The 12,162-nt window shown below is 65.0% G+C and carries 10 protein-coding genes; 5 read left to right on the top strand and 5 right to left on the bottom strand.

The features are described from left to right. Together A5782_RS09145 and A5782_RS09140 are read left to right on the top strand one after the other, a co-directional pair. Window positions 1-1,173, top strand: a 1,173-nt coding sequence (locus A5782_RS09145) for an Rv1355c family protein (protein WP_156623863.1), incomplete at its 5' end; no start/stop codon positions are given. Window positions 1,174-1,282: 109 nt separating this feature from the next. Further along, the gene (locus tag A5782_RS09140) at window positions 1,283-3,118 is read left to right on the top strand and encodes a bifunctional diguanylate cyclase/phosphodiesterase (RefSeq protein ID WP_067098264.1); all 1,836 of its coding nucleotides are present in this window, start codon (window positions 1,283-1,285) and stop codon (window positions 3,116-3,118) included. Between the two features lie 58 nt (window positions 3,119-3,176). On the opposite strand, the gene A5782_RS09135 is transcribed toward A5782_RS09140, so the two are convergent. The 3 genes from A5782_RS09135 to A5782_RS09125 form a co-directional block, all read right to left on the bottom strand. Continuing rightward, window positions 3,177-3,776: a bifunctional 2-polyprenyl-6-hydroxyphenol methylase/3-demethylubiquinol 3-O-methyltransferase UbiG gene (locus tag A5782_RS09135; RefSeq protein WP_067098260.1), complete on the bottom strand. Its 600-nt coding sequence runs from the start codon at window positions 3,774-3,776 to the stop codon at window positions 3,177-3,179. A 97-nt stretch (window positions 3,777-3,873) separates the two neighbouring features. Then, window positions 3,874-5,244 (bottom strand): cytochrome P450, encoded by a 1,371-nt coding sequence (locus A5782_RS09130; RefSeq protein WP_067098256.1) that lies wholly within the window; start codon window positions 5,242-5,244, stop codon window positions 3,874-3,876. A 60-nt stretch (window positions 5,245-5,304) separates the two neighbouring features. Then, entirely contained in the window at window positions 5,305-6,021 is a 717-nt protein-coding gene (locus tag A5782_RS09125) for a hypothetical protein (RefSeq protein WP_067098252.1), read from the bottom strand. A 275-nt stretch (window positions 6,022-6,296) separates the two neighbouring features. Between A5782_RS09125 and A5782_RS09120 the strand changes: the two genes are divergently transcribed. Beyond that, the gene (locus A5782_RS09120) at window positions 6,297-6,545 is read left to right on the top strand and encodes a PspA/IM30 family protein (RefSeq protein WP_067098248.1); all 249 of its coding nucleotides are present in this window, start codon (window positions 6,297-6,299) and stop codon (window positions 6,543-6,545) included. Between the two features lie 7 nt (window positions 6,546-6,552). On the opposite strand, the gene uvrA is transcribed toward A5782_RS09120, so the two are convergent. Beyond that, window positions 6,553-9,465, bottom strand: coding sequence for an excinuclease ABC subunit UvrA (uvrA, locus tag A5782_RS09115; protein ID WP_067098244.1), 2,913 nt, complete (start codon window positions 9,463-9,465; stop codon window positions 6,553-6,555). A gap of 200 nt (window positions 9,466-9,665) precedes the next feature. Between uvrA and A5782_RS09110 the strand changes: the two genes are divergently transcribed. Then, entirely contained in the window at window positions 9,666-10,343 is a 678-nt protein-coding gene (locus A5782_RS09110) for an MBL fold metallo-hydrolase (RefSeq protein ID WP_067098241.1), read from the top strand. A gap of 62 nt (window positions 10,344-10,405) precedes the next feature. Here the strand turns inward: A5782_RS09110 and A5782_RS09105 are convergent, their stop codons facing one another. Then, entirely contained in the window at window positions 10,406-10,849 is a 444-nt protein-coding gene (locus A5782_RS09105; protein ID WP_067098238.1) for a universal stress protein, read from the bottom strand. A 283-nt stretch (window positions 10,850-11,132) separates the two neighbouring features. On the opposite strand from A5782_RS09105, the gene A5782_RS09100 reads away from it, so the two are divergent. Beyond that, the coding region (locus tag A5782_RS09100) for a hypothetical protein (protein ID WP_067098235.1) at window positions 11,133-12,162 on the top strand (1,030 nt) is incomplete at its 3' end.

Raw genomic sequence — 12,162 nt, 5'->3', positions numbered from 1 at the left:
GGGCTCGGCGAGGAGCTGCACTCGGGCCGAACTCGCATCGATATTGGCTGGGCGCTCGACCAACTCAGCGAACCCGACATGGCACGGCACCGCCCCGTGCCGGTAGACCATCCTGAGCCGTCGGAACTACCCGGGTTGGCCGGAATCATCGCCGCGGCGGCCATCCGCGCGCCGTCGGGAGGAAACATCCAACCGTGGTGTATCCAAGCCGGACCTGTCGACATCACCATTGACGTTGCCGCACTACACACTTCGACAATGGACGTCGGGTTCCGGGGCAGCGCCGTCGCGGTCGGAGCTGCCCTCATGAACGCCAGAATCGCCGCGGCCGCCCACCACGTTCTGGGACCGTCCAGCTTCACGGACCACGTCAACGGATCCCCGCTCCGCGCCACCCTGGAATTGACCGAAGGCACCGACCCCGACCTCGCTCACCTTTATCAGCCCATGCTCGAACGCGAAACCAACCGACACCACGGAAGCCCCCGGCCCATCGACGTCGTCACCATCGAGGCACTCAGCGCCGCCGCCCACCGGGAAGGCGCGCAGCTACACTTGATCACCGAGCGAGACGACATCGCCTATGCGGCAACACTTCTAGCGGCGTCCGACCGTATCCGCTACCTGACACCGCACCTGCACAAAGAGATGGTCTCGGAATTGCGCTGGCCCGGCGACGCCGAACCGGACATCGGCATCGATGTGAGCAGCCTCGAACTCGACGCCGGTGATCTGGCGATGCTCGACATCCTGCGCCGCACCGACGTCATGACCTGTCTGGCCCAATGGAACGCCGGTAGCGCACTCGGCGAAGACACCCGCGAGCGGATAGTATCCAGTTCCGCCTTGGCCGCGATCACCGTGGCCGGACACGACCTTGGCGACTACGCCCGGGGAGGAGCGGCGGTCGAGTTGATCTGGATCATCGCTCAGCAGCACAAGATCTCCGTCCAGCCGGTCTCGCCGGTCTTCCTGTACGCCCGTGACCGGACCGAATTCGACGAGCTGTCACCCCAGTTCGCCGATGAACTCACCCGATTGCAGCGCGACTTCCAAGCATTGGCCGACATACCGTCCGACCAATCCGCGGTGCTGGTACTCCGGTTCACTGTCGGGCCGCCCACATCGGTACGGAGCCGCCGAAGTCTTGACCGGACCCGGGTGCTCAGTTGAACGTTTCGTTGCTGAGGCACCCAGGGATTCCGGGTCCATGTCGCGCACAGACTAGTGGCGCGGTACGCGAACCCGCCGCTGCACACCGGTTACGGCTACGGTAACGGCGATGTCGGGAACGGACTACCTGGTCACCGGCGCGGCCGCCGAGCTGATGGCAGCCACCGCGGCTGACTCTGCCGCGATCAGTCAACGGGTACTCAGCGACCTGGTTCGCGAGTTGGGCGTGGACTTCAGCTTTCTACGCCACAACGATCACACCATCGGCGCCACGGTGCTCGTTGCCGAATGGCCCTCACGCAACGCCGATCCCGACCCGATCGGTGTGGTCTACTTCGCCGAGGCGGACTCGGTCTTTGCGCAGGCCGAGCACCTCAAAGCGCCCCAAGTCGTGCGTCCCGCGCCGGCGAACGCAGACTACCAACGCAATATCGACGAGGGCACCGGGTGGGGTGCTGTCTCCCTGGCCGCCGTGCCGCTGCTGTCTGGCGACGTGACAACCGGGACACTGGCCTTCGGTAAGGTCGGAGACCGCGAATGGCTACCGGAAGAGCTCAACGCCCTGCAGGCGATCGCCGCGCTCTTCGCCCAGTTGCAAGCCCGGGTCGTCGCCGAACAGCAGATCCACTACCTAGCCGAGCACGACGAACTCACCGGGTTGCTGAACCGCAGGGCGCTCATCGCACACCTCGACAGGCGACTGGCCGAGGGACAGCCGGGTCCGGTCTCGGTGGTGTTCCTCGCGCTGGACCGCTTTAAGGTCATCAACGATCGCCTCGGCCAAGACGCGGGCAACCGGTTCATCGAGGCATTCGCCGCACTGTTACGCGAGGCCGCCGAGGTTCCCTCGGTCATCGCCCGCTTCGGTGGCGACGAGTTTGTCGTCGTGCCAGCCGCGGCCATGGACATCGAGGCCACCGAGGCGTTTGCGCAGTCGCTGCACGGTCGGGTCCATAGGCAGATCGCGATCGATGGTGAGATGATCAGTCGCACCGTAAGTCTCGGCGTCGCAACCGGCCTACCCGGACACGAGAGCACTTCGGACCTGCTGCGCCGCGTCGACCAGGCCACCCGGTCGGCCAAGGGTTCCGGCGGCGACAAGGTCGCAACGTTCAGCCCCGTGATGTCGACAACAGACATGATCCGCAACGACATCGAACTGCACCTGGAAGGGATGATCGACAGCGGTGGCGGTGCCCTGGTGCTCCATTACCTGCCGGAGTTCGACATGCGGACCGGCTACATCCTCGGCACCGAGGCGCTGATCCGTTGGCAACACCCCACTCTTGGGTTGTTGATGCCCGATTCGTTCATCCAGGTCGTGGAATCGATCAACCTGGGCGCCAGACTCGGTCGTCTCGTCATGCGTTCAGCGTGTGCGCAATTCGGGCTCTGGCAATCACGCGGCGTCGGGCACGGCGCGGTGCTACGGGTCAACGTATCGCCGGTGCAGCTCGTCACCGACGGTATCGTCGGAACCGTCGCGGCCATCCTCAACGAGTTTGGCCTCGATCCTAGCACCGTCTGTCTGGAGATCACCGAAAGCGTTGTGGTCCAAGATATCGACGCCACACGCAAAACGCTGTTCGGATTGAAGGACATCGGAGTGCAGATCGCCATCGACGACTTCGGCACCGGCTACAGCGTGCTGACGTATCTGAAATCCCTACCCGTCGATTCACTCAAGATTGACAAAGGATTTGTCCAGAGTGTCGATACCAACCCCGGTGACCTGGCCATCGTGCGCTCGACGATGGCCCTGGCCGACGCCTTCGGGCTCGACGTCATCGCCGAAGGCGTCGAAACTGTGGCCGCGGCCAAAACGCTGCTCAGCCTGGGTTGCCATCGCGCACAAGGCTTTCTGCTGTCCCGTCCACTGGACAGCACTGCGATGGAGTCACTCCTCGCCAAACGCGTCATACCGATGAACTTCTCCGACGAGTGACCTACGGAAGAGAGAACGCGATCTAGGTCGAAGCGGCACGCCGGCCGCCGAACGGCATTCAGGGTCGGCGCTGGAACAAGTAGTAATACGTCGGCGTCTTGTCATCAAGCTGCCGCTCCTCGCCCGTGGACAACAGCGTCCAGCCGGGAACGAACCGTCGCTCGATCTCATCCTGATCGATGCCCGGCACGCCGAACCGGCCGCCAGGCGGGAAAGCGACAACGAACAGCCGCGCATCGGGCGCCGCGACGGCGCTGACCTCCCGAACGTACGCTGCACGATCGCCGCCACTCATGTTGTGGATACAGCCGTTGTCGACGATCAACTGGAAGCCCGTCCCGATTCCGGATTGACTCAACTGCGTGACGTCGGCACGGGCGAAATCGACCGCAACATCGGCGGAGCGGGCCTTGGCGCGCGCCTTTTCGAGCGGCTTGGCGATGTAGTCGACCCCGGTCACCGTCCAGCCGTGCTGCGCGAGGTAAATGGCGCAATCCCCGGTGCCGCATCCCACGTCGAGGGCCTGCCCCTTGGGCAGCGCCGGCGTGTCAGCAGTTCCCTCGACCAGATCCCGCAGACCCTGCCCGATCGGATGGCCCTCCCACGGCGTGAAGCCCACCCGGTAGAAGAACCGAAATCGCGTGTGACGAGAAGCCATAGCCGCAATGATGACATTCGCGGCTACCCGCGCATCCCTGACCCCGCCCGGCGACGGAGAGGCTCGGCGCAGCGTACGGACGTGGACCAGCGGAACGTCAGTGACGGAGTCGTACCCTGGCCCTGATCGGGGCCGCCGCGACCATCGTGAACGGCACTGCCAGCGGGAAATCATCGGACAAGGACTCGATTTCGGCTCGGCGAACGATCGTTGCCAACGCCAGTGTGGCTTCCAGCATCGCGAAGTGGTCCCCGATACATGAGCGAGGCCCGCCCCCGAACGGAACGTACTGCCAACGGTCGCGACCCTCGGCACGCTCGGGACTGAATCGGTCGGGGTCGAATCGCAGCGTATCGTCCCATAAGGCCGGATCGGTTTGTACCGCCATTCTTCCGAACGCCAGCATGGTGCCGGCTTTGACGCGGTAGCCGGCGACTTCGACATCGCGGGTCGCCATCCGGGTTCCGGTCGGTCCCGGCGGGCACAGCCGCAGTGCCTCTTGCAGTACCTGGACCGTAAAGCCCAGCCGTGCAACATCGTCGGGAGTAAGTTGGCGGTCGCCGAGCCCGGCGGCTTCGTCCGCGACGCGCTCCTGCACGTCCGGATGGCGGCCTAGCGCCCACAGCGCGTAGGTCAGCGTCGTCGCCGTGGTGTCATGGCCGGCAAACAAGAAGATGATCATCTCGTCACGGATTTCGTTGTCCGACAACGACTTGCCCGTTTCCGGGTCGGCGGCGGCGATCAGCGCGTGAACCAGCGGAGCCTCCATACCAGCATCGGCACGACAGGCTTGCAGAATCTCGTCCGCCAGCTTGCGAACCGTCCCGGCCGCCACGCGCGCCCGCCGCCGCGCCCGTGTGGGCATCCACTCGGGTGCGCGCAGCGGACGCAGCGCACGCCGCACCGCGTAGCTTGTCGCCACGCGCAGCGGCTCAGCGATCGCATCGGAGCGCTCATCGAGATCCAGACCCAATACCGAGCGGCCCAACGCCCGCAATGTCAGGGTGCGGCACTGCGCGTCCAGATCGATCTCGGTGCCCTCGTGCCACTTGGCACAGACGATCTCCGCGGCCTCGGCCATATGCCCGCCGAACTGACGGACACGCTGTCGGGTGAACACCGGCTGTAACGTGCGTCGACGCGGCAACCACTCGGCGTGGGGCAGGACGAACAGGTTTCCTCCCAGCAGCCGCCTAAGCTCGGTGGCCACCGTGCTGGTCTTGTCGACCGAACCGTCTCGCACGCTGACGATGTCGCGGATGCCTCGAGGAGACGTCGCCAAAACGATCTCCGGAATCAGCCAGCTGGGGCCTAAGGTCACCCGGGTGACAGGCCCACCGGCATCGCGAAGTTTGTTCGTACCTGTATGGAATTCCCTGATGGCCTTTAGTCGTTCGCGATACGGCAGCGGGTTTTTCGGCGCCAACGGCAATGTGGCGACGTCACGCAAGGGCTCAGCGATGGACACGACTCGACCCTAGAACACTTTCGCGGGCAACCGGGACTGTGACCTCAACCGCGATTTCACCTACGCCGAGATGCGGCTAAGGATTTCGGCGTTCTCGGCGCACATCAGCTTAAATTGTCCCGGCTCGGCATGTGTGGCAAGGGTGCGACGATCCCACCACATCACCTTGGTGCGGTAATCCTGCGTGGGATAGGCCGCTGCCGGTACGCGGTTGGCCACGACGCCTCCGGAGGACTGCCACTGCTCCAGCACGTGCGCCGCCGCGGTGGCCATCACGAACTGAACACCCAACAACGTCATCATCGGCAGTGCGGTGCGGGCCAGCACGGTAGAGAGCGCACGATTGCCATATTCGCGAGAATTGGTCCACGCGCTTTTCACCTCCACGACGCCAAACGGAAGCCGGTTGGAAATCATATGGCGCAGCAAGGGAAGTCCCGGGTTGCCTTTCCATTCTTCGAGCGCGTGGGAGTCCTCCGGCGAGCGCAGGGGACCTACGACACGCGTACCGCCGACCACCCGCCCTTGTGGGTCAAGCACGGCCAAAAACAATGCGGTGTCGGCTCCGTCCCGGATCTGGTCGAGGTCGAGCACCCAATCCAGTCCGTGCCGGCGATAACTGTTCAATGCGCCTTCCAGGTACTTATTCCACAGATCAGGCTCTGCCTCCGGGGTGGACGCGGTGACCCAGCATCCCGTCGCGTGGTCGCGCCAACCGAACCCAGTTTCCGACCACGGGGCGTCGATCCCGATTCCCGCGAGTTGTGCCGCTTCCATGTGTGACCTCCGCCTATTTGCCGTTACTACCGAGTAATTTTTTTTGAACGCGTCTTGAATCGTTTGCTAATTCGACTCGCGACAAATTAACCAAGGGGATTGTGACATAAGCGGGCCGAATACGGCTCCACTCCGCGAGCGATGAGTGGCGAACTCGGCTCGTGTTCCATTTGATTTGGCGCAGGGTTGCTGCGGTGCCGCGAGGCCTATTTCGAGGCTGCCGCACTCAAAACGACGATGCGATATTCGACCACTTGCCGCAGTAGCGTGACTGCATGCCCGACGAACCTGCCACTCCCAGCACCACCGGGCCTGGCCCGGATTACGACGAGTCCGGTGCGCCGACCTTTGAGTCGGTGCGCGACCAGATCGAGACCCGGTACGCGACGGCGCAAGGCGCCGCCGAACTCGATGCGGAACCACCCGAGGGCCGCTCGGTCGAGGAACAGTACGACGAACGCCAGCGCGCCGCGGCCGAGCGGCTGGCCCAGATCCGGAAGTCGATGAAGCCCGAGAAGGGTTGAGCCGGACTCAGGCGGTGACTTTGCGACGCCGGTTCGATCGCCGCGGAGCACTCGATGTCGCCGGGCTACGGCCGATCACCTCGGCGAGGAACTTGCCGGTGTAACTCTCCGGCACCGCGGCGACCTCCTCCGGAGTGCCTTCCGCGACAACGGTTCCGCCCTCGGCGCCGCCTTCCGGCCCCATGTCGACGATCCAGTCCGAGGTCTTGATCACGTCGAGGTTGTGCTCGATGACGATGACCGTATTGCCTTTGTCGACAAGGCCGTTGATGACCTTGAGCAGCTTGCGGATGTCGTCGAAATGCAGACCCGTGGTGGGTTCGTCGAGGATGTAGACGGTGCGCCCGGTCGAGCGCTTCTGCAGTTCGGCGGCCAGCTTGACGCGCTGCGCCTCGCCACCGGACAGCGTCGGTGCGGGCTGTCCGAGCCGCACATAACCCAGCCCGACGTCGACCAGGGTGCGCAGATAGCGGTGGATGCCGGTGATCGGCTCGAAGAACTCCGCCGCTTCCTCGATGGACATGTCCAGCACTTCGGAGATCGTCTTGCCCTTGTAATGCACCTCCAGGGTTTCGCGGTTGTAGCGGGCGCCATGGCAGACCTCGCACGGCACATACACATCGGGCAAAAAGTTCATCTCGATCTTGATGGTGCCGTCGCCGGTGCAGGCTTCGCAGCGGCCGCCCTTGACGTTGAACGAGAACCGGCCCGGTTGATAGCCCCGCACTTTGGCCTCGGTGGTGGCGGCGAACAGGGTGCGGATCTTGTCGAATACCCCGGTGTAGGTGGCCGGGTTGGATCGCGGGGTGCGGCCGATCGGTGACTGATCCACCCGCACCAACTTGTCCAAGTGGTCCAGCCCGGTGACCCGGGTGTGCCGGCCGGGGACTTGCCGGGCGCCGTTGAGCCGGTTGGCCAGCACCGCGGCCAGGATGTCGTTGACCAGGGTCGACTTGCCGGAGCCCGACACACCGGTCACCGAGGTGAGCACGCCGAGCGGGAACGAGACGTCGATGCCGCGCAGGTTGTGTTCGCGGGCGCCGACGACGGTGAGCCGACGCTTGTCGACGGGCCGGCGCTTCGCCGGCATCTCGATTCGTTCCTTGCCCGACAGGTACGCGCCGGTGATCGAATCCTCGTTCGCCAGCAGCTCGCTGTAGGTGCCGCTGTGCACGATCTCGCCCCCGTGCTCACCGGCCCGCGGGCCGATGTCGACGATCCAGTCGGCGTGCGCGATGGTGTCCTCGTCGTGCTCGACGACGATCAGCGTGTTACCCAAACCCCTTAGCCGCGTGAGGGTTTCGATGAGCCGACGGTTGTCGCGCTGATGCAGCCCGATGGACGGCTCGTCGAGCACGTAGAGCACACCGACCAGACCGGACCCGATCTGGGTGGCCAGCCGAATGCGTTGCGCCTCACCGCCGGACAGCGTGGCCGCCGCGCGGGACAGCGACAGATACTCCAGCCCGACGTCGAGCAAAAAGCCCAGCCGCGACTGGATTTCCTTGAGCACCTGCCCGGCGATCGCCTTCTCACGGACGCCGAGGGTGAGCGCGTTGAGGAAGTCCGCGCAGTCCGAGATCGACAGTTCGCAGACCTCGGCGATGGACTTCGCGCCCCGGTCCCCCGCGGCCAGCGTGACGGCCAGAATCTCCGGCTTGAGCCGGGTGCCCTCACACACCGGGCAGGGCACGTCACGCATGAAGCCTTCGTAGCGTTCCTTCATCTGCTCGGATTCGGTCTGGGCCATCTTGCGCTGCAGGAATGCCAGCACGCCTTCGAAATCGGCGTAGTAGGACCGGGTCCGGCCGTACCGGTTGCGGTAGCGCACATGCACCTGGTGGTCGGAGCCCTCGAGGATCGCCTTGCGGGCCTTGGCCGGCAGTTTGCGCCACGGGGTGTCGACGTCGAAGCCCAGCTCGTCGCCGAGTCCGGCCATCATCCGGGTGAAGTACTCCGCGGTGTGGCCCGTCGACCACGGCGCCACCGCGCCGTCGGCCAGGGTGCGCTCGGGGTCGGGCACCACCAGGTCGGGGTCGACTTCCTTGCGGATGCCCAGACCGCTGCACTCGGGGCAGGCGCCGTAGGGCGAGTTGAACGAAAACGACCGCGGTTCCAGGTCGTCGACCGCGAGCGCGTGCCCGTTGGGGCAGGCCAGTTTCTCGGAGAACCGCTGCTCCCGGTTGTGCGCGTCGTGTTCGTGATCGACGAACTCGAGCACCACGATGCCGTCGGCCAGCTTGAGCGCGGTTTCCACCGAATCGGTGAGCCGCTGCTTGGCGGACACCTTGACGGTCAGGCGGTCCACCACCACCTCGATGTCGTGCTTTTCCTGCTTTTTCAGCTTCGGCGGATCGGTCAGCGGGTGCACCACGCCGTCGACCCGGACCCGGCTGTAGCCCTGGGCATTGAGCTTCTCGAAGAGGTCGGCGAACTCGCCCTTGCGGGTGCGCACCACCGGGGCGAGCACCAGGAATCGGGTGCCCTCCGGCATCGCCAGCACCTGATCGACGATTTGCTGCGGGGTCTGCCGGGCGATCCGCTCACCACAGATCGGGCAGTGCGGGCTGCCCGCGCGGGCATACAGCAGCCGCAGGTAGTCGTAGACCTCGGTAATCGTTCCGACGGTCGATCTCGGGTTGCGGTTCGTGGACTTCTGGTCGATGGACACCGCCGGGGACAGACCCTCGATGAAGTCGACATCCGGCTTGTCCATCTGCCCCAGGAACTGGCGGGCGTAGGCCGACAGCGACTCCACGTAGCGGCGCTGCCCCTCGGCGAAAATCGTGTCGAAGGCCAGCGACGATTTGCCCGAACCCGACAACCCGGTGAAGACGATCAGCGCGTCGCGGGGCAGGTCGAGGTCGACGCCGCGCAGGTTGTGCTCGCGGGCGCCCTTGACGATCAGACGGTCAGCCAACGCTGCCCCTCTCAGAACTATCTGGCAACTTCTCGTAGCCGCAATGCGGATCCCGAACCGGAATTGCGCACGGCGCATTCCATGCTATGTGTCCATACCGACAAGCAACCTACGACCAGTAACGTGGCCGCCAGTGACTGGCGCCGACGACGACGCTCCCGGCTCGTCCAGTTTCAAGCCAGGATCAAGGAGTAGCGCACATGACTGCAGTGGACGACAACTACACCGGACACGTCGACCCCGGTACCGCGGCCCGCCGGACCCTACCCGGCGCCACGATCCTAAAGGTCTCGGTCGGCCCTATGGACAACAACGCTTATCTGATCACTTGTTCCGCTACCGGCGAAACGCTGCTGATCGACGCCGCCAACGACGCGGACATCCTGATCGACCTGATCCGGCAGAACACCCCGAAGGTGTCGCTGATCGTGACCAGTCATCAGCACTTCGATCACTGGCAGGCACTGGAGGCGGTAGCCGCCGCTACTGGTGCGCCGACCGCCGCCAACGAGATCGACGCGGACCCGCTGCCGGTCAAACCCGACCGTTTGCTGGCCAACGGCGACACCGTACAGATCGGCGAGCTGGCCTTCGACGTCATCCACCTGCGCGGGCATACCCCGGGATCGATCGCGCTGGCCCTGGACGGACCGGCGACGGGCGGGGTCACCCAGTTGTTCACCGGCGACTGCCTGTTCCCGGGCGGCGTCGGGAAGACGCGGCAACCCGGTGATTTCACCCAGCTGATCGAGGACGTCACCACCCGGGTGTTCGACATGTATGACGACTCCACCGTCATCTATCCGGGGCATGGTGACGACACCGCGTTGGGCGCCGAGCGCCCCCACCTGAGCGAATGGCGCGAGCGGGGCTGGTAGTCGCGGGGCATGCCGATGCGTTTCCCGGCCCGGTGGGCCAAGGGGGCCAGCTGAAACCGGTGCTAGGCGGTCGTGTGCACGATCAGCACGTCGGTCTTAGCCCGACGCGAGACGTTGGCCGGCACCGATCCCAGCAACCGGCCGGCGATCGTGCTCAAGCCCACGTTGCCGACCACGAGTAGATCGGCCTGCTCCTCCTCGGCGAGGTGCACCAGCGCGTCGACCGGAGCCCCGACGATGGGCCGCTCGTCGATGTTCTTCGCGCCCGCGGCGTGAGCGCGGTCCTTGGCATCGCGCAGGATCGCGTAAATCGGCGCGGTGCCCGAAACCTTGTAGCTTTCATCCCGCAGGACATCGGCCGCCCGGGCGTCCTCGTGTTGGGGCAGGTATGCCGACGCCACGATCAGCTTGGCGTCCGGTCCGGCGATCTGAGCCGCCTTCTCCACCGCGCGCATCGACGAATCCGAGCCATCGGTTCCTACCACCACAGTCCGATAGGCGCCCATTTACCCTCCCAGTTTCGGTTGGTCAGCCAACCCAAGACAGTAGCGTGTTTGCTCGATGCGCAGGAGATAGATTAGCGACACGGTGTGGCGTGGCGCGTCCACAATTTGCGGGTTCTGGCTGCGCCAACGGACAATATCGCCAATGACAAAACAATCAAATGCGCGCGGCAAACGCGGAAGACATTGCATTACGCGGCTTTTCGCAAATGTCGACACGGAGACCGAATGCGCCGGACACGGATTGTGACCGTTCTACGAGCCGCGCTTTAAAGTAACAAGCATCATGTCCATGCCCACCCTCGAGCCCGCCCTCGAGCCGCGTGCCGGGGATATTGGTGCCGAGCGCGTGCCCGGCGGTGTGCGCGGCAGGTTGCTCGATCCGTGGGCGATCGCCCTGTTCGCCACCGTTGTCAGCGCCGCCTGGGCCTGTCGGCCGTCGCTCTGGTTCGACGAGGGGGCGACCATATCGGCGTCGGCCAGCCGGACTTTGCCGGAGCTCTGGCGGTTGCTGAGCCACATCGACGCCGTCCATGGGGCTTACTACCTGCTGATGCACGGCTGGTTCGCCGTGTTCGGTCCCACCGAGTTCTGGTCGCGTTTCCCCAGCTCCCTGGCCGTCGGAGCGGCCGCCGCCGGGGTCACGGTATTCACCAAGCAGTTTTCGACGCGACCCATGGCGGTGTGCGCGGGTGCGATCTTCGCGATTCTGCCGCGCACCACATGGGCGGGCATGGAGGCGCGTCCGTACGCCTTCGTGGCCGCCGCGGCCGTGTGGCTCACGGTGTTGTTCGTTGCGACCGTCCGGCATAGCAGGCCGCGCGGGTGGCTTTGGTACGCGCTGGGATTGATGCTGTCGATCCTGCTCAACTTGAACCTGGTGCTGTTGGTGCCGGTTTATGGCGCAATGCTGCCGCTGCTCGCGCCGAAAGGCGCCCGCAAATCTCCGGTGCTCTGGTGGACCGCCAGCTCGGCCATCGCGGTGGCGGCCATGACGCCGTTCATCCTGTTCGCGCACAACCAGGTGTGGCAGGTCAATTGGATCTACCCCGTCAGCTGGCACTACGCGTTCGACATCGTCTTGCGCCAGTACTTCGACCACAGCGTGGCCTTCGCCATTGCGAGCGCGGTTTTGATCGTCGCGGCGGTTGTGATCCGGCTGGCGGGTGTGACGGCCCCGACCGGTGACCTGCGCCGCTTGCTGATCATCGCCGCCGCGTGGATGGTGATTCCCACCGCCCTGGTCGTCGTCTATTCGGCCATCAGCGAGCCGATCTACTATCCGCGCTACTTGATCTTCACCGCACCGGCGATGG

This window comes from Mycobacterium sp. 852002-40037_SCH5390672 (assembly GCF_001665875.1).
In the GTDB taxonomy this organism is placed as follows: domain Bacteria; phylum Actinomycetota; class Actinomycetes; order Mycobacteriales; family Mycobacteriaceae; genus Mycobacterium.
Note: the sequence above shows the minus strand (reverse complement) of the source record. Positions and strands in the feature narration are given on the sequence as shown.

What these genes read in the sequence shown, in the direction of transcription:
- A5782_RS09140 (WP_067098264.1), top strand. Translation starts at nt 1,283, where the DNA reads ATGTCGGGAACGGACTACCTGGTCACCGGCGCGGCCGCCGAGCTGATG.
- A5782_RS09135 (WP_067098260.1), bottom strand. Translation starts at nt 3,776, where the DNA reads ATGGCTTCTCGTCACACGCGATTTCGGTTCTTCTACCGGGTGGGCTTC.
- A5782_RS09125 (WP_067098252.1), bottom strand. Translation starts at nt 6,021, where the DNA reads ATGGAAGCGGCACAACTCGCGGGAATCGGGATCGACGCCCCGTGGTCG.
- A5782_RS09120 (WP_067098248.1), top strand. Translation starts at nt 6,297, where the DNA reads ATGCCCGACGAACCTGCCACTCCCAGCACCACCGGGCCTGGCCCGGAT.
- A5782_RS09110 (WP_067098241.1), top strand. Translation starts at nt 9,666, where the DNA reads ATGACTGCAGTGGACGACAACTACACCGGACACGTCGACCCCGGTACC.
- A5782_RS09105 (WP_067098238.1), bottom strand. Translation starts at nt 10,849, where the DNA reads ATGGGCGCCTATCGGACTGTGGTGGTAGGAACCGATGGCTCGGATTCG.